16 protein-coding genes are annotated in these 15900 nt (G+C 48.7%); 14 read left to right on the top strand and 2 right to left on the bottom strand.

Annotated features, from left to right (window positions below):
* The first annotated feature begins 1068 nt into the window (after window positions 1-1068).
* The 8 genes from MIC7113_RS34070 (at window position 1069) to MIC7113_RS31375 (ending at window position 9129) form a co-directional block, all read left to right on the top strand.
* Window positions 1069-3255 (top strand): hypothetical protein, encoded by a 2187-nt coding sequence (locus MIC7113_RS34070; RefSeq protein WP_051056019.1) that lies wholly within the window; start codon window positions 1069-1071, stop codon window positions 3253-3255.
* Window positions 3252-5582: a tetratricopeptide repeat protein gene (locus MIC7113_RS31405; protein ID WP_015211488.1), complete on the top strand. Its 2331-nt coding sequence runs from the start codon at window positions 3252-3254 to the stop codon at window positions 5580-5582. Before MIC7113_RS34070 ends, MIC7113_RS31405 begins: the two co-directional genes overlap by 4 nt.
* A gap of 376 nt (window positions 5583-5958) precedes the next feature.
* A complete protein-coding gene (locus MIC7113_RS31400) occupies window positions 5959-6249 on the top strand; it encodes a type II toxin-antitoxin system TacA family antitoxin (protein ID WP_015211487.1) in 291 nt (96 codons plus the stop codon).
* The gene (locus MIC7113_RS31395; protein ID WP_015211486.1) at window positions 6246-6743 is read left to right on the top strand and encodes a GNAT family N-acetyltransferase; all 498 of its coding nucleotides are present in this window, start codon (window positions 6246-6248) and stop codon (window positions 6741-6743) included. The genes MIC7113_RS31400 and MIC7113_RS31395 overlap by 4 nt, the downstream gene beginning before the upstream one ends.
* 62 nt (window positions 6744-6805) lie before the next feature.
* The gene (locus tag MIC7113_RS31390; RefSeq protein WP_155898306.1) at window positions 6806-7150 is read left to right on the top strand and encodes a hypothetical protein; all 345 of its coding nucleotides are present in this window, start codon (window positions 6806-6808) and stop codon (window positions 7148-7150) included.
* A 187-nt stretch (window positions 7151-7337) separates the two neighbouring features.
* The gene (locus tag MIC7113_RS31385; RefSeq protein WP_015211484.1) at window positions 7338-8546 is read left to right on the top strand and encodes a hypothetical protein; all 1209 of its coding nucleotides are present in this window, start codon (window positions 7338-7340) and stop codon (window positions 8544-8546) included.
* 66 nt (window positions 8547-8612) lie between these two features.
* Window positions 8613-8867 (top strand): type II toxin-antitoxin system Phd/YefM family antitoxin, encoded by a 255-nt coding sequence (locus tag MIC7113_RS31380; protein ID WP_015211483.1) that lies wholly within the window; start codon window positions 8613-8615, stop codon window positions 8865-8867.
* A complete protein-coding gene (locus tag MIC7113_RS31375) occupies window positions 8860-9129 on the top strand; it encodes a Txe/YoeB family addiction module toxin (protein ID WP_015211482.1) in 270 nt (89 codons plus the stop codon). Before MIC7113_RS31380 ends, MIC7113_RS31375 begins: the two co-directional genes overlap by 8 nt.
* 245 nt (window positions 9130-9374) lie before the next feature.
* Here MIC7113_RS31375 and psbA read toward each other — a convergent pair whose 3' ends face one another.
* Window positions 9375-10457 (bottom strand): photosystem II q(b) protein, encoded by a 1083-nt coding sequence (psbA, locus tag MIC7113_RS31370; RefSeq protein ID WP_015185773.1) that lies wholly within the window; start codon window positions 10455-10457, stop codon window positions 9375-9377.
* Window positions 10458-10894: 437 nt separating this feature from the next.
* Between psbA and MIC7113_RS31365 the strand changes: the two genes are divergently transcribed.
* The gene (locus MIC7113_RS31365) at window positions 10895-11449 is read left to right on the top strand and encodes a hypothetical protein (protein WP_015211481.1); all 555 of its coding nucleotides are present in this window, start codon (window positions 10895-10897) and stop codon (window positions 11447-11449) included.
* 133 nt (window positions 11450-11582) lie between these two features.
* Here MIC7113_RS31365 and MIC7113_RS31360 read toward each other — a convergent pair whose 3' ends face one another.
* Window positions 11583-11882, bottom strand: a complete 300-nt coding sequence (locus tag MIC7113_RS31360; RefSeq protein ID WP_015211480.1) for a ferredoxin — start codon at window positions 11880-11882, stop codon at window positions 11583-11585.
* A 207-nt stretch (window positions 11883-12089) separates the two neighbouring features.
* Here MIC7113_RS31360 and MIC7113_RS31355 point away from each other — a divergent pair, with 207 nt between their 5' ends.
* The 5 genes from MIC7113_RS31355 to MIC7113_RS31335 all read left to right on the top strand — a co-directional run bounded on the left by MIC7113_RS31355 (window position 12090) and on the right by MIC7113_RS31335 (window position 15841).
* Window positions 12090-12977: a tyrosine-type recombinase/integrase gene (locus tag MIC7113_RS31355; protein ID WP_015211479.1), complete on the top strand. Its 888-nt coding sequence runs from the start codon at window positions 12090-12092 to the stop codon at window positions 12975-12977.
* Between the two features lie 179 nt (window positions 12978-13156).
* Window positions 13157-13366, top strand: a complete 210-nt coding sequence (locus MIC7113_RS31350; RefSeq protein WP_015211478.1) for a hypothetical protein — start codon at window positions 13157-13159, stop codon at window positions 13364-13366.
* Between the two features lie 190 nt (window positions 13367-13556).
* Complete coding sequence (locus MIC7113_RS31345; RefSeq protein WP_155898305.1) at window positions 13557-14258, top strand: hypothetical protein; 702 nt, start codon at window positions 13557-13559, stop codon at window positions 14256-14258.
* Between the two features lie 829 nt (window positions 14259-15087).
* Window positions 15088-15465: a hypothetical protein gene (locus MIC7113_RS31340; protein WP_015211476.1), complete on the top strand. Its 378-nt coding sequence runs from the start codon at window positions 15088-15090 to the stop codon at window positions 15463-15465.
* 187 nt (window positions 15466-15652) lie between these two features.
* The gene (locus MIC7113_RS31335; protein ID WP_155898304.1) at window positions 15653-15841 is read left to right on the top strand and encodes a hypothetical protein; all 189 of its coding nucleotides are present in this window, start codon (window positions 15653-15655) and stop codon (window positions 15839-15841) included.
* Window positions 15842-15900: the final 59 nt, after the last annotated feature.

Here is a 15900-nt window from a genome sequence, read left to right as displayed (position 1 = left end):
AGACAGTTCTTCGTCAAATCTTTATCAATTCAGGTTACAAAGGTAGGGAGACCCCATGTTCGCGCCGATTGAATGAGCTATTTTTAGTCTCCTTCAAGGTAAGAAAAGAACTTGTCGGGTTGAACGGCTGTTCAAAAGAAATGAATTGCAGGAGCGATCGCACTCTGTATTTCTGCCGAGCCTTGCCTTCCGTGAGAACTCGCAGGGGTTGGCGTAGCCAAAAAAGCGGCAATAAGAGAGCTAGTGTACGGCGAAATCGGGCGAAAACGTTCTACCTGTGTTGATTCAATCGAAAGGGAAACCGATGCAATGCTGTGGAATTGGCTGGATCTAAAGTAACAAAAATTAAAATAAATAACCCGTTTTTTTGTTACGGAAACGGGAACTATAAATTTTGAAAATAAGTCTCAATTTAAAGGCGTATTTTTAGGGTTGAATTATAAATTCAGCGGTGGCAATCTAATTAAATTGTGTCTGATATTGAATTTAATTCTGATTGATTTATGTTCTGTTTTTCGTTCATTAACATAAATTATTTGAGTAGCTAAGTGACCCTAGCTATCCCAAAAAATTCTAATTGTTAATTCGCAAATTTATTCTTTCTATATCAAGGAACAAAGTCAGGAAAATTGAATCAATTAATAGGAGAGATGAACTCCAGCAATCTGGGATAACGAACGACCATGCCGTCTCTCAGGGTGAAAGCTGAACTCACGGAACGGGAGCCATGATTGGCGGAATTGTTCCGACTTGAGAGACTCTTCATTAAGCTGATTTATTCAGAACTGATTATTTTTTCAAATGCAGAAACTAAACGACTCAATTTAGAGATTATCTTTAACCGTTGCTTTTTAGCCAGCAACAGCTTTCATGGCAATCTTCCAGTGAGATTTTTTGCCAAGAAAGCTGATGAGACCTAATTGGAAGAATTGTCCGGAGGCTCTTTTCCCGCCTTGAACAATAAAACAACCAACAGTGTTGCTACCGTTCGTCCGCCTAGATGTAGCTGTGGTGTTCATGAGAGACATAAATCAAAAAACTAGTGATACTGATAAGCAAATAGCGATTATGCATAGTACCGTGCCAAATGCAATCGCTAGAGAGCGCTCTGTTTGGCTGAGTTACCTGAAGACCCTTGGAGCGATTTCAACTGGAGGATTATCCATCTTTGCGGTTGCTGCCTTCTTGGGGATAAAACCAGCTCAAGCTAATATTACAGACCAAGCCGCTAATATAACGAATCAGACGGCTGACGAAGAACAAGTCAGTCCTACCAGTTCCCCATCCAGTGAGCTTGATGCTCAAGCTAAATTAAGTCAAGGTCAACCAGCACAAGCCGGTTTGGCACCCACTCAACGGCCTGAGGCGTTAGAAGAGCAAGGTGTAGCCCAACAGGACACAATAACGTCAAGAGTTCGGATTCCTACATTTACCCCAAAAAGTCTAACCTCTGTAGGGGCGGGTTTAGCCCTTATCCCAGAGATTGAAACTCATGGGACTCATAGCAAACTCGTCCCTACCGAATATAATTTTGCCCCATCGGCTATAGAGACAGAGAATTTCTCCTCGTTACCACCGCAAGCCTCTACTGAGGAGGCTGTGAACACGGTACCGATTGCCAATTCCCTATCAAGAGCCAAAGACGGGACAACCACCCAAAATCCCCACTCTCCGGCTAACCTTTCATCCGAGAAACCTGCAACGGTTCTTCCGGGGTTTGTCCCCCCGCAAACAGAGCTTGAGGAGACACCGAACCCAGTTAAGCCTCAAGTTCCCCAACTGGAAGCACAGACAGAGCCACCCACTACAATTGTTCCAGGAGTTAGAGCCGCCGCGACGGCCTTTTCCCCGACCTTAGATGGGGTTGAATACAAGGTTCTAGAAAAGTCGGCACAGGGGATGCAACCGACAACGATTTTGCCGACGTTTAGCCTGAGTGATGCGCCTGCACCCCTTCCTTCAGCCCTTGAACCCAGCGTGCCCCAGTCGGTGGCAGAAGGAAATCAACCCACCACGATTCTGCCATCGGTTGCTCTGCGTGAGGTTGATGCACCCAATCTGAACACGGTTGAACCCCATGTCCCCCCGTCTGTGGTAGAGGGAACTCAACCCACAAAGGTTGCTCAAGCCATCGACACCGGAGCAACCACCGCTATGTCGGAGCCATATTCGGGTCCTGGCGCTGCGCGTCTGCTGGGGGACAATATTCAAGCCCAATCCTCCATAGATGCCGCCCAAGAGGCACAATCAGAGAACGCCGAAAGAACCAACAATCCCTTAGCTCCCTCCCTAATCTTCCAAGGCGGTTTTATCACCCAGGGAGAAACAGGAGCACGGGCGCGGTTAACTGGACTTTATCCTGTTTCTCCCAACTTGCTATTTGGGGGAACAGTAGATTTAACCACTGGAGAGGGGTTTTCCGACACCGCCGGAACGGGATTAGATATTACTGAACTGTATGTTACGGCCTCGTTACCCAGCTATCCCAACCTGCGCTTTACCGCCGGTATTTTGGATCTGACCTCATATTTTGACCGTAATAGCTTCGCCAAAGATTCCCTCACCCATTTCTTCAACCCGGTGTTTCAAACTAACCCGGCACTGGCGAGAACGGGACTTGGCTCTCGTCCTGCCGCCCTGTTGAACTGGGATATCTCAGACACTCTTAATGCCAGAGCCGCCGCTTTTTCGTCCTCTCGCAGCCTGGGAGAATTAGCCGTCGATGGCTTTGCCGGCGAGTTGGCTTATCGATTTGACAACGGGATTATCCGCGCCACCTACGCCACCGATCGCGACGATCAGAGGAATGGATTCGAGGAAATCTACGGACTTGCGCGAGGTAATGGGGAATTTGGTCCTCGCACGAGCGATCGCGAAAGCTCCTACGGCATCAATGCGGAATACTATATTCCAGAAATTAAGATGGGGCTGTTTGGTCGCTACGGTCACTACCAAAATACGAGCATGGATCGGGGTGGAGATACCTACAGCGCTGGCTTCAACTTCTTAGACCTATTTATGAAAGATGACCGCTTAGGGTTCGGCTATGGGCGAGATTTGTCCAGCAGTAGCCAGCGCCGCGCCAATAAGGCGAAGCTGCCGGATGTATGGGAAGTGTTCTATGATTTCCGCCTCACGTCCTATCTCCGAGCCGGTGTGACACTACAAGCCCGCGATGAGTTCTCCGATCTCGTGGCTGGGTTCCGGGTAAAAACCGAATTCGATCTTCTTAACCTTGGGAGGGCTTTTAAATGATGAGATCGGAGTATTCTCGCCTATGGAGTAATTCTCGCTGGTCACGTTTGTTGACCTGCTTCATCATGTGTGGACTAGCGGGGGGACTGCCCCTCATCCCTGTGGATGGGATCGTCCCATCGGCTGAGGCACAAGCGGTTCCGGCTGCCGTGCGTCGCGGACAATCCCTGCTGCAAAGGGGATTAGCGAATGATGCGATCGCCGCCTTTCAACAAGCCCTCCGCAGCTCTCCCAACTCCTTAGAAGCGAAATTAGGATTAGCCCAAGCCTATCAAAAAGCCGGCAAAGACGCCGATGCCTGGACGGCTTATCAGCGCGTCCTCGAACAAGCTCCCAACAACGTCCCCGCCCTCAAAGCCGTGGGATTACTCGGTGGTTATCGTCCAGAGTGGCAAGTCCGGGGGATTGAGGCGCTCAACACCTTATTAAGCCAAAACCCCAACGACAACGAATCCCGCGCCCAGCGGGCGTTACTCTTAGGATTTCAAGGGCGTTATTCCGAATCCTTTGCGGATTATCAAGTTGCCTTAGCCAACAATCCCACCCCCGACACCCTCCTGGGAGCCGCCAAAATCTATACTTACAGTGGCAATTATCAGCAAGCGCTGGAATTCTTCAGGCGTTATCAAGCCACCGGGAAAAAGATTACCGACTATGGCGTACCCGCTTATGCGATCGCCCTGCGGAAAACGGGCAGTACCGCTCAATCGGTGCAAGTTAGCGAGCAAGAACTGCGTAAATCCAAGAAACTCGATGGGTTAGCGATCGAACTGCGCTCAGAATTAGCCCAATCATTAGCCGCTAATGGACAGGTTGACCAAGCCTTGGCAACTCTAGAACCCTTGCGAGGCAGACAGGATGCGGCATTGCCCTTGGCGCGTGCCCTCACCACGATTGGTCGAGAGCAGCGGCGAACCGACCTTTACTCCGAAGGCGTAGCGCTTTACAACTCAGTACTCGCGTCCACACCCAATCCCAACCCAGCGTTGGTGCGAGAAATTGCTGATGTCTTAAGTGAAGTCCCCTCAGAACGAGCTCAGGCGCTTTCCCTGTATCAACAGGCAGCAGCGGCGCAACCGAATAATAAGACCCTACAGCTAAAGCAGTTAATCTTAGCTAACCAACTGGGTCAACTTTCTCAAGCCGAATTCCGCGATCGCTTGCTGTCCCAATTCCAACCCCTGCCGGAGGATGCCACAGATCGACTGGCGCTGGCTCAAGCGTTGGTGCCCATCGACCCACCCGACCCAGAATTACTGCCCATTTACGAGAGTTTGCTGGCATCGAACGTGGATGCGCCGTTCTTGAATGTCCGGGTGGCGCAGATGTACCTCCAGCGCAATCAAGTTGCCCAAGCGAGGCAGGCGCTAGCGGCTTACCAAGCCACCGCAGCGGGGGCGAATGACTTGACGCCGGAGTTATTGCTGGCGGATCTTGACCGTCGCGAGGGGAATTTGGAAGCCAGTGCACGGCGGTATGAGTCGATTATTAATCGCAATCCCTCGGATAGGCTGCTATCGAGTGCCCTGCGGGGTTTGGCTGGAATTCGCGTGGCTCAGGGAAGAGCGGATGATGCGATCGCCATTTACGACCAACTGCTCACTCGCGACCCCAACGATTTGGTCGTAAAATTGGGACGGGCAAGTCTGGCTTACCAAGCCAATCGCATGACGGAAGCGGAAGCTTCTGCGGTTCTCAACGAATGGCTCCAACAAAGGCCGAATGAAGCACCACCGGAATTGTTCACTCTCGTGGGCGCTCTGCCTGCATCTCCTGAACGGGAGGCGCTGTACAATTCCCTGTTAGCGCTCGACCCGGATAACACGGGGGTACAGCTTCGTCGGCTTCAGGTGATTGCCAAGCGCGATCCCATCGCGGCGAAGGAAGAGGTAGCGAAGTTAATTGCCCGTAATCCAAATAATATTGGGGCTTACTTCGTCCAGGCTGACTTAGCAACGGCGCTGAAGGATTATGAACTCGCCATTGCGTCTTACCAGGAGATTTTGCAGCGGGAGCCAAATAATACAGGAGCGCTCTTAGGTTTGGGAGGTGTTCGCTTTACTCAGCAGAAATTTGCTGAGGCGAGGGACATTTACCAGCGGGTACTGGAAATTGAGCCGAAAAACTTAATCGCCCGTACCAACTTGGCAGAACTGAATGTGGCGGATGACCGGCGCTTTACGGCACTAGATCAGTTCAAGGAATTGAACGCGGAGCAACAGGCGCAGTCTGGGCAGACGAATCCTGAATTGGATAATCGGATTCAGGAGGTAGAGGTGGATATTCTGAAGCGGCGCGGGTTCCAGCCGCCTTGGGAACGGTATTAACAGAAGCGAAGGTTACGAATAGATCCCCCCTAGGGCGTGTTTTCAAACCCTTTCGATCCCCCCCAGCTCCTCACTAAAGCTCCGGCCTTAATAAGGGGGGAGAATTCAATCAAAGTCCCCCTTAAAAAGGGGGATTTAGGGGGATCTTCCAGGATGGAATGCAATAACGAGTAGTTTGAAAACACGCCCTAGCCCCCCTTATAAAGGGGGGTTTTTGCTACTGGTAAAAAATCGAAAGTGCCTCCAGCCTCAGAAAGCAGGCAGTTCAAGACTTTTGAACGCAAAAAATAGAAAAAGACCAGCCTCTGCTGACTTTTCGGAAACTTGTATATACAATGTATTTACATTTAGCTAGAAACAGGCTTTCCGAGTAGCTATGGCAGCACCTGATAGAACCCAAAAGCGTCAGCGCTCCGAAGTCGTGAATATGAGAATTGAGCCAAATCAGCTCGACCTCATCGATACGGCAGCGAATCTTTGTGGCAAGAGTCGGAGTGCCTTCATGCTAGATGCGGCGTATCGAGCAGCACAGGAAGCAATGCTGGATCGGAGATTGTTCTGTCTGAGCGATGAGCAGTGGGAAGCCTTTAACAAAGCGATCGACACTCCGCCCACGAAAAATGAAACGTTAACTCAGTTGCTTGCTGCACAAGCTCCGTGGGAATGAGTTACACCCCACCAGAGCCGATAAAGCCGACACACGATGTAGAAACCTTCGATTGTGGGAACCCAACGCTAAATGACTGGTTGAGGAAACGCGCTAAGACGAGTGAAACCAGCGGAGCCTCGCGGACATACGTTATCTGCTATGAGAATAAAGTAGTGGGGTACTACTGCTTAGCTACTGGTAGTGTCATTCGTAATGATGCTCCGGGCAAAATCAGACGGAATATGCCTGAGCCAATTCCGGTTATGGTATTGGGCAGACTTGCTGTTGACATTAACCACCAAAACAAAGGTATTGGTAAAGGTTTAGTCAAGGATGCTGTGATGCGTACTTTACAGGCATCAGAGATTGCGGGGATTAGAGCGATTCTGGTTCACGCCTTGGATGAAGAGGCAAAACAATTCTATGTGGAGCGGTGTGGCTTTTCCCCCTCTCCAGTTCATCCCTTGACGCTCATGGTGCTGCTGGCAGATGTGAAAAAGAGTCTTGGTTGAATGACACTGGAGAAGCGATATTCAGAATAGGTGGGCATTGCTCACCCTACAACTGGCAACTAATGATGAACACCTGGGAAATCAGCAGAAGCTTTAGAGAAGACAATACGCTCTCGCACTCCAACCGCCCCAGTATGCCTCTGCTTGAGCTGGACGAAGACGAGATGGAAGTGTTTTGGAATTATTGGGAGCAGCTCAAGGAAATTGGTGTAGATCCAACTGACGACGAACTCCAAGAAACTCTAAACGGTAATATTCGTAATATGGAGGATGCCATTGTGGCGATCATTCAGTACAGTAGCCGCCCCGGACATCGATGGGGTGATAAATCCCACCCAACGACATTTCTGGTCAAAGCTTTAAGGGAAGGCTGGAAACCCTCTAAACCCAAATCTTCCAGAACTTAAAGTACTTCGGCGTGCCGTTCGGCGTACAATAGCTGCAACTAGATATGACAAAGCCCCCTGCTACAACAGGAGGCTTCGTCACTCAAAAATTTTTCAACGGAGAAAGCTTGGAGAAAGCTTCCGTGAAAACCTTGGACCAAAATAGTTAATTCAAGGTTAGCACGGCTTTCTCCCAAAAGGAGAAGTTATGACTGAAAATATAGCCTTTGATACACCCCACAGACCCGACACCACTGGCGTTCGTTACACACTTTGGACAGAACAGCACGATAACGCCGCCGCCGACCTGACGCCCTGTGCCGCACGGCTCTATCGATGGATGCTGGAACAAGCCCCAGGCGGTGTTTCCCAAAGCGTTGACTTAGCCGACTTTCAAAGCTCCACCGCGAGCAGAAAGCGGCAAGCTGGCTATCACATCAAACACATTTTGCGCTCGTTCAAAGAACTGGTTGAAGCTGGATTGGCTCGTGTAACCCGCTGGTATGGAAATTGCAAGCGCATATTCAACGTTGTTGTACGTCACTCTGGCGCAATCAGACCGATTCAGCTCTCAGAACGAAAAAATTCTAGAAAGCAGGAAAAAATTCTCCACGGAAGCAAAAAGTTCCAATTAGAGGCTGAAACCCGCATTCCACCGTTCTCTATACAGAGTAATTCAAAAAATACAACAGACACCCACCCACCACACCCTGCTGCTGTTTTTTTAAAAAGTTATGAAGAAGAAGAAGAAGAAACAAGCCTTGAGGTAATGAAGTGTGAAACCCCCAAAAGCCTAGAGGAGGAAGTTGAGCTAGAAACCGAAAGCGAAAGCATTGCGTATATCCTTCAGGATGCTGCGCTTAGAACGGAGTTCATAGAAGAACTGAGAGATGCCCATGAAGGTCTGATCAATTCGGATGGGGACAAATTTTCCGCCCGCGCCGAACACGAGGAAAAACTCGACCTGATCGACAACGCCAAAATTCGCCTCAATGCTCAGTTGGAGGCGCTGGTGCGCGACTTCAGTTTAGAGGAAATAAACAAGGCGATCGCATACTATCATCAGACCAAGCATACCAAAGAATCGAAAGGTCAAAAGATAGACCGACCTGCTGGTTGGCTCACCGATTGTCTGCGACAACGCTGGTGGGAGACGGCACAGTCACCAGAGAAAACAAGGGAACAGGATGAATTTGAGCAGTGGTATGCGGAAGCGATCGCGTCAGGTATTGTCGAAGACGTTCCCATAAACTACCTCACCAAAGACTACTACGGTCAACCACTGGTACGAGTGCCAAAACCGGGTTTATTCGGTGCACCCTACACTCTGGTACATTGGCGCGAATTGTGGAGTGCTCTTAAGGAAAAGGGGGAATTTAAAACTTTGAAGGATAAAGAATTTCAACAAGGCGAATAAAGACCAGCTTCTGCTGACCTATCTCATTGCGATACACTTGTACAAGTAAACAGACAGGTGTGGCAAATGAGAGTAGTCACCTTTAGCGAAGCAAGAAATAAGCTAAAAGCAATTTTAGATCAGGTGGTTAATGATGCTGACTACACTGTAATTACTAGGCGGGATGCTGATGACGCCGTCGTTATGTCCCTTGAGTATTTTAATAGTTTGCTCGAAACCGTTCATTTATTGAAGTCTCCAGCTAATGCAGCTCATTTAGAACGCTCCATTGCCCAGTACAAACAAGGTCAGCTTATAGAGCAAGACTTATTGGATGAGTGAACGAAAATTAGCCTGGACTGATGAGGCTTGGAAAGACTATATCTATTGGCAAAGTCAAGATAAAAAGACCCTGAAAAGAATTAATAAACTCATCAAGGAAACTAAAAGTCTTCCCTTCGAGGGAATTGGTAAACCTGAACCTTTGAAAGAAAATCTATCAGGGTTTTGGTCACGTCGTATTGATGATACTAATCGTCTTGTCTATGCGGTAGATGATGATTATTTAACGATTATTTCTTGTCGCTATCATTATCAGCTTTAGTGCAGATTGTGGGGGGGCTTCATAGCAAGGGGCGACCCCTCCCCCAGCCCCTCCCCGCAACGGGGAGGGGAGCAAGATTATTCCCCCCCGTTATATCAATTCTCTAAATGTTTGCTACACATAGAGTTCTTACTCCCCCCTTGATAAGGGGGGTTGGGGGGGTAAAAGATACTACTAAAAAGCGCCCCCTGGAGAGGGAGCGCTCTTTATTGATTTAAGGATTGTTAGTAGCCTTAAGCTAGTTCTTAGCCGTTGATAACCGGAGCGGTTAGAGCTACAGGAGCTGCTTCACCCGCTGCCAAGTCGAGGGGGAAGTTGTGAGCATTACGCTCGTGCATTACTTCAAATCCCAAGTTAGCGCGGTTGAGTACATCAGCCCAGGTGCCAATCACGCGACCTTGTGAGTCGATGATGGACTGGTTGAAGTTGAAGCCGTTCAGGTTGAAGGCCATTGTGCTGATGCCCAGTGCCGTGAACCAGATGCCGACTACAGGCCAAGCAGCGAGGAAGAAGTGTAAGCTGCGGCTGTTGTTGAAGGAGGCGTATTGGAAGATTAAGCGACCGAAGTAACCGTGAGCTGCAACGATGTTGTAGGTTTCTTCTTCTTGACCGAACTTGTAACCGTAGTTTTGAGATTCGGTTTCGGTGGTTTCACGCACCAAGGAAGAGGTTACGAGTGAACCGTGCATTGCACTGAACAAGGAACCGCCGAACACACCAGCTACACCAAGTTGGTGGAAGGGGTGCATCAGGATGTTGTGCTCAGCTTGGAACACGAACATGAAGTTGAAGGTTCCAGAGATGCCCAGGGGCATACCATCAGAGAAAGAACCTTGTCCGATGGGGTAAATCAGGAATACAGCGGTTGCAGCCGCCACAGGAGCGCTGTAAGCAACAGCAATCCAAGGGCGCATCCCTAAGCGGTAGCTGAGTTCCCACTCACGTCCCATGTAGCAGAAGACGCCGATGAGGAAGTGGAAAATCACCAACTGGTAAGGGCCACCGTTGTAGAGCCACTCATCTAAGGAAGCCGCTTCCCAGATGGGGTAGAAGTGCAAGCCGATGGCGTTAGAAGAAGGAACAACGGCTCCACTGATGATGTTGTTACCGAACAGCAGAGAGCCAGCAACCGGTTCGCGGATACCATCGATGTCCACAGGAGGAGCAGCGATGAAGGCGATGATGAAGCAGGTGGTGGCGGTTAACAGGGTGGGGATCATCAGGACGCCGAACCAGCCCACATAGAGGCGGTTGTTGGTGCTAGTTACCCACTCGCAGAACCTTTCCCATACGGAAGCGGAACGCTCGCGTTGTAGTGTGGTTGTCATTGTTTTATAAGTGCTGTTGACTTGTTAAGTCGAAATTTGATGATGTATTTACAATAAATGGAATGTTGAACTTTTGTAAAGCTTTGTAACAACAGCTTTGCTGATGGAATTGATAAGGCTGGCTAATAACGGAGGAAAGACCGCTTCCCTTAAGGGAGTATGCCAGTTTCGCCACAGTCTACTCGAACCGATGTGGATTCCCTATGCGAGAGACTCTCGTCTAAGAGAAGGATTGAACCCGCCCATGACTCTCCTGGCTTGGGTTAGCGCTATAAGTGGTGCAAGATGTCGCGACTCATCTCACGAGTGAGAGGATAGTCCACCACTTTGAAGAGTGAAACAGCTCAAGGACTACCTTCAGGTGAGGGTTTCTACAGTCTGAATATACGCAGTTGAGTTTTGCTTCACACTCATTCAGACAGAGGGAGAAAGTTTAAATGTCTAGAATCAGAGTCGTTCTGGAGAATGTCACTTGCTACGATACTGAGGATGTGACCGGCGCGGACGAGTTCTATCTAGTTGGTGCGATATCCGACGGACAGCAGAGTTCTGGAGTTCTGACCCGACCGATTTCGGTCAATGACAAACAAACCAAGTCGTTTGGTATCGGTGGTGGTACTGTGTTCGACGCAGAAGTACCAGAGGACAGGATACTGAAAGTGGCGTTGGTGGCTTTCGATGAGGACGCGGGGAAAGACTGGTCGAATCACGGTGACACCATCACGAAAATTGGTCAAGCCGTCTCTTCAGGACTCGCCACAATCCCCAACCCTTACACGGCGGGTGCAGCAGTAATCTTGCCGTTTGCGATTAGCGCTGTCGGTGGGGTTATGTCCCTCGATAAAGATGATGAACTCGGTCAGCACCTGCGCGAGTTCCCTGTTTGGTCAGTGCCAAACGGCGACCACTTTCAGATTTGGCCTTTCAAAGGGGGCGGCGGTTGGTACTCTAGTTGGCGGTACGCTGTTCGCTATCGGGTGATCAAGGGTTAACGCTTTTTAGCGTGACTCTCCAACAACTAAGAAACCGCTTTGGGGCTAGTATCCAAGGCGGTTTCATTGGTAAAATATGTGACATCCTCCAACATTCAATCAAAGATTGTCGTGGGGGACTTACGGCGAGTAGTTAAAGGATTGCTTCCTCTTGGTGAGTAATGATGGTGCAATCCGACAGAGGATAGGCAACACAGGTCAACACAAACCCAGCTTTGATTTGGTCATCGTCTAGGAAGTTCTGATCGGATTGGTCAATCTCACCCGCTGTAATTTTGCCCGTGCAGCTTGAGCAGGAACCTGCGCGACAGGAATAGGGGAGATCAAGCCCTTGCTCTTCAGCCGCGTCGAGAATGTACTCGTCATCGGGAACTTCAATTGTGGTGTCGATGCCTTCCGCTTCGTTGACCAACCTGACCTTGTACGTTGCCATTTAATGTTCCTTAAATTCCTTAATACTCTGTTACAACATTAATTGAGTATATGTACTTAGTCAACGATAATGGGTTAGTCGCATTCAAGGTGGCTTAAAAACAAGGCAGGTTTTAACATATTCTGGCTTATGTCAGAGTACGATCGATTAAGCGAACAAAGTAGTTGAGTAGCTTTGTTGAAGCGTAAGAGAAGGAGTTGGCTCACGATGTTATCGCGAATTTCTCAAATCGTTCCGACCACTCGCTTACAAGTCGCGGATTGCAACAGCGATAAAGAACTCATCGACCTGTGGCTGCATGATAAAACTCCTAATACCCTCGATGCCTACCGCCGAGACGCAGAAGAATTCCGATGGTTTATAGAAGATAAACCCCTTTCTAAGGTTGTCCTCAATGACCTAATGTTCTACTCAGATGCTCTGAAGCAGCAAGGACGTGCACCCGCTACTGTCAACCGCAAGTTGAGCGCCGTCAAATCGCTGCTTAGCTATGGCGTTATGATTGGCTATCTGTCCATCAATGCTGGTGCGCCTTTAAAACTGCCCAAGCTGGACAACAGTCTAGCTGAGCGAATTCTCTCCGAGTCTCAAGTGCTGCGACTCATTGGTGCTGCCTCACCAGGACGCGATCGCATACTGCTGAGGTTCCTCTACGAATCTGGATGTCGGGTATCAGAACTTGTCGGATTGATCTGGAAGAACCTACAACCCCGTGACGATGCGGGACAGGTACGAATTCTTGGCAAGGGAAATAAGACCCGTGTTGTGCTGCTGACGCCTCAACTGTGGGCTGATTTAATGAAACTTCGAGCATCAGATTCTCTTGATACTCCCGTGTTTAAGTCCCAGAGATCTGGTAGAAAACTGGTTCGTTCTGAGGTCAATGAATTAGTGACTAGGGTGGCTAAAAAAGCCGAGATTCCAGGGAATGTTAGCCCACAATGGCTCAGACACGCTCACGCCTCCCACAGCCTTGAACGAGGAGCACCCATTCATTTAGTCCAGGCTACTCTCGGACACCGGAATCTACAAACAACTGGACGTTATCTCCACGCTAGACCTAGCGATAGCAGTTCTCGGTATCTACCGCGTTGATGCTCTTCTTTCTATTCATCCCACAAAAATAACAGCTCTCGCCTCATTCCGGATGAGGCTCAATGTGACTTGTATTACTCGAAAAGACAGAAACGATCACCGATTCGTTGGCTTTGCGATCGCAACCCTGCCACTGTCTTTTCTCCAATATTAAATATATTGATATTCTGCATATCGCGATGTCAGCCCAAGCTACTCTAAAGCCACTCAACATCGAGCAGACTCTTGAGCAAATTCTTGCCTCTGGGGAAATTACAAAAAGCGAGCAGCGTTGGTTAATATTATTGTGTTTTGAAGAGTCCCTGAATTATCAACAAGAGCATTTAGTGAACCAAGTATCCGTTGCCCTACGTAATGGATTGCTTGTCCTTGTTGATGACAATCCTTAATTTTCCTTGAGTCCGTCCTCACTAAAGCTCCGGAGGCCGACTTGGTTTGTATAGCCGCGATTTCTAATCGCCAGGGCTTGGTGCAAGATCTGAGTATTCCTTCCCATTAACACCGAGAATTGGTATAGCGGCGTATCTCACCGTGCTGTTCTTGTACACTGCTCCTGCTATGGCCTTTTCCCGCGTCGATATGGAAAAAACCAAACCACATGATGACCCCGTAATTTATAGTGCGAGAGGCAAAATCTGTGGTATCTATCGACCCAGTCCCCAAAACTTCCTTCAGGGGACTTTACTAACAGATGATGGTCTGAAGATTCCCGCCCAAATTACTAATGAGGTCGCTACCCAACTCCGAGCCAATCGGGATTTTCTGAAAGTGGCTCAAGTTTGGAAGTGCTACCCACGAATTAATCCGCCTTTGGTACAGTTAGCTAAGTTGAAAAGCGCAGCACAAACCATTCAAGACTTGAAGCGGAAGGGAGTCAATAGGTTCCGTATCGTGGGACAGGTGGCAAGTATTAAAGACCAAGAAGTCACGATATTAATTAAACGAAATGAAGCCCCACCCAAAGGAGAGGAGTTAACATTTACCTTAACCCTTGTGGGAAGTTTGCCAAGTGAAGCGCTTGGGCAATTTTGGAAGTTAAATGTCCTGCGTCAAGGGTGGAATTGGACAATTGAATCGGCAACTTTTGTGGCTCTTTCACCGGAAGAGTTTAAAAAAGAACGCGCTAAAAGAAAGCGTGTTTTGAGTTTTAGGGTTTCGCAGAAAGAGTTTGATGCCTTATTAACCTATGCCCAAAAACGGGGGAAGAATCAAACTCAGATTATTAGAGCGTTGATTCGGAGATTACCAACCTATGAACCCGACCCGCCTGAGAATAAATAAAGATAGAGGAAAGAGATTTGCCAACTTTCACCCGCCCGGAACTTAAGTTCCGGGCTAATAGATCAAGTCCATTAAAATGGACTGAAATACTTGGTAAGCTTTTAGTCCTCTTAAGAGGACTTGATCTATTAGCCAGGGAATTAATTCCCTGGCGGGTAATGCGACTGGTGCAAGATGTGAGTAAAGTTACTTTACGTCGGAACCCGATCGCACCCCATTCCCCCATTTCCCCCCAGTTGATGTAAAATCAACCCAACAAAACAAATAACGCGCCCCGGATAGGTGTTGAGACCACCTACTCAGGACGACTACCCCTCCCATGTAACAACCATGAAAGGAGCCTATTTATGGTGTCAAAAAATAGACACAACAACCATTTCGTAAGCCTTCCAGCCGATTGGATCAAACCCAAAAATCTACCGAATAAAACAAGTCCACCCCGACACAACACGGACTATTTCCCAGCGAAATTCAGGGAGTAAAACAGCTCAATTTATCCATCTCTGCAATAACCCTGCCTCCCAGTAGGAAACTTTGGCATGGGTGCGTGACGTGGATGTGACCTCATCCCCTCCCTCTCATCCTTAACAAAGGGGGGGGGAATTGAACTCCTGAAAGTCCCCCTTTTTAAGGGGGATTTAGGGGGATCGAACACCTTTCGTCCGCCACACCAACTCCCTTAAAGAAGTCAAATTAAACCTTTTACCGACTGACAAGAGGACAGACGTGGAGATCCCCCCTAGCCCCCCTTAAAAAAGGGGGGGACAAGACCGTAGCCTCCCGATAAATTGCGGGGGAACAAGATTTTTCACCCATTGCACTTTCTCAAATGAATTCTTTCAACTGGACAAGAAAACACAACAAATTCAGCGTACAAAATCGACTCACCCCCACCGCCAGAGAACTCTGGCAATGGCTACTCGACGAAATGCCCGAAGGCAATCATGAAACCATCGACCTGCGCGACTTCAACAAATGGGTCAAACGCACACGCGGCTTTCCCCACGACCGCAAAACCGTCAAAAGCGCAGCGGCTCAACTGAGGGAAAAAGGCGTCCTCACCAACGCCAAAAGCTACACTCCCTACGTCTGGAAGTGGACGCTAGAACCCATTCGCGTACTCGTCCCCCCCCCTTTTCGCCGTCCGCAGAAAAGAACAATATTGCAGCCACCAATTAATTCCCAATTTAGACCCCTCAAACCCTGAGTCAGTAAAAAACGAGGTTATAACAACAACAACATTTCTAGATTTAGATTTAGAAGACGTTCAAGAACAGGAATTTGCACAAAAATTAGAAGCTTGTCAAAAAGCCGGCATTTACTACTTACCCAAAGACGCCCAATTCCTACATCACTTTTCGTTCCAAGAAGTCCTCGAAGCGATCAACTACTTCTTGAATAACCGCGATGGAGTTCGCAAGCCAGAAGGATGGTTTCGAGTCTGCCTTGAAGACAATTGGGTCGAAAAAGAAAAGGAACGGCATCAACTCCTGTTTGGATGGTCTACAGGGGGCTTGTTTGAGGCTATACGCTATTGCAATGAACTATTGGGGCGGAATGACCACCCCAATGCCTGGGCGTGAAATAGGGAATCTTCATTTCGACCAACCACAACAGCTTTTTTTACCCAACGGAAACATTC

The organism is Allocoleopsis franciscana PCC 7113, assembly GCF_000317515.1.
In the GTDB taxonomy this organism is placed as follows: Bacteria; Cyanobacteriota; Cyanobacteriia; order Cyanobacteriales; family Coleofasciculaceae; genus Allocoleopsis; species Allocoleopsis franciscana.
Note: the sequence above shows the minus strand (reverse complement) of the source record. Positions and strands in the feature narration are given on the sequence as shown.

Coding starts and splice junctions, on each gene's coding strand:
- MIC7113_RS31340 (WP_015211476.1), top strand. CDS start 15,088: ATGAATTCTTTCAACTGGACAAGAAAACACAACAAATTCAGCGTACAA.
- MIC7113_RS34070 (WP_051056019.1), top strand. CDS start 1,069: ATGCATAGTACCGTGCCAAATGCAATCGCTAGAGAGCGCTCTGTTTGG.
- MIC7113_RS31395 (WP_015211486.1), top strand. CDS start 6,246: ATGAGTTACACCCCACCAGAGCCGATAAAGCCGACACACGATGTAGAA.
- MIC7113_RS31355 (WP_015211479.1), top strand. CDS start 12,090: ATGTTATCGCGAATTTCTCAAATCGTTCCGACCACTCGCTTACAAGTC.
- MIC7113_RS31365 (WP_015211481.1), top strand. CDS start 10,895: ATGTCTAGAATCAGAGTCGTTCTGGAGAATGTCACTTGCTACGATACT.
- psbA (WP_015185773.1), bottom strand. CDS start 10,457: ATGACAACCACACTACAACGCGAGCGTTCCGCTTCCGTATGGGAAAGG.
- MIC7113_RS31400 (WP_015211487.1), top strand. CDS start 5,959: ATGGCAGCACCTGATAGAACCCAAAAGCGTCAGCGCTCCGAAGTCGTG.
- MIC7113_RS31385 (WP_015211484.1), top strand. CDS start 7,338: ATGACTGAAAATATAGCCTTTGATACACCCCACAGACCCGACACCACT.
- MIC7113_RS31390 (WP_155898306.1), top strand. CDS start 6,806: ATGATGAACACCTGGGAAATCAGCAGAAGCTTTAGAGAAGACAATACG.
- MIC7113_RS31360 (WP_015211480.1), bottom strand. CDS start 11,882: ATGGCAACGTACAAGGTCAGGTTGGTCAACGAAGCGGAAGGCATCGAC.
- MIC7113_RS31350 (WP_015211478.1), top strand. CDS start 13,157: ATGTCAGCCCAAGCTACTCTAAAGCCACTCAACATCGAGCAGACTCTT.
- MIC7113_RS31345 (WP_155898305.1), top strand. CDS start 13,557: ATGGAAAAAACCAAACCACATGATGACCCCGTAATTTATAGTGCGAGA.
- MIC7113_RS31375 (WP_015211482.1), top strand. CDS start 8,860: ATGAGTGAACGAAAATTAGCCTGGACTGATGAGGCTTGGAAAGACTAT.
- MIC7113_RS31405 (WP_015211488.1), top strand. CDS start 3,252: ATGATGAGATCGGAGTATTCTCGCCTATGGAGTAATTCTCGCTGGTCA.
- MIC7113_RS31380 (WP_015211483.1), top strand. CDS start 8,613: ATGAGAGTAGTCACCTTTAGCGAAGCAAGAAATAAGCTAAAAGCAATT.